The organism is Vibrio sp. TRT 29B02 (genome assembly GCF_050113655.1).
In the GTDB taxonomy this organism is placed as follows: domain Bacteria; phylum Pseudomonadota; class Gammaproteobacteria; order Enterobacterales; family Vibrionaceae; genus Vibrio.
The window spans coordinates 1-713 of sequence record NZ_JBNJOJ010000073.1; the positions used below are offsets into that span (position 1 = coordinate 1).

Sequence of the window (713 nt, forward strand, 5' to 3'; positions counted from 1 at the left end):
ATCGGGGTTGCGGACAGTGCCTGGTGGGTAGTTTGACTGGGGCGGTCTCCTCCCAAAGAGTAACGGAGGAGCACGAAGGTGGGCTAATCACGGTTGGACATCGTGAGGTTAGTGCAATGGCATAAGCCCGCTTGACTGCGAGAATGACAATTCGAGCAGGTGCGAAAGCAGGTCATAGTGATCCGGTGGTTCTGTATGGAAGGGCCATCGCTCAACGGATAAAAGGTACTCCGGGGATAACAGGCTGATACCGCCCAAGAGTTCATATCGACGGCGGTGTTTGGCACCTCGATGTCGGCTCATCACATCCTGGGGCTGAAGTCGGTCCCAAGGGTATGGCTGTTCGCCATTTAAAGTGGTACGCGAGCTGGGTTTAGAACGTCGTGAGACAGTTCGGTCCCTATCTGCCGTGGGCGTTGGAAGATTGAAGGGGGCTGCTCCTAGTACGAGAGGACCGGAGTGGACGAACCTCTGGTGTTCGGGTTGTGTCGCCAGACGCATTGCCCGGTAGCTAAGTTCGGAATCGATAACCGCTGAAAGCATCTAAGCGGGAAGCGAGCCCTGAGATGAGTCTTCCCTGACCCCTTGAGGGTCCTAAAGGGTTGTTCGAGACTAGAACGTTGATAGGCAGGGTGTGTAAGCGCTGTGAGGCGTTGAGCTAACCTGTACTAATTGCCCGTGAGGCTTAACCATACAACACCCAAAGGGTTTTG

Annotated in this window: 1 rRNA gene; it reads left to right on the forward strand. The window is 54.8% G+C overall.

Going from position 1 to position 713, the window contains the following annotated elements:
- Positions 1 to 693: ribosomal RNA gene (locus ACQEXT_RS21220) — 23S ribosomal RNA — on the forward strand; the annotation flags it as partial.
- Between the last annotated feature and the right edge of the window lie 20 nt (positions 694 to 713).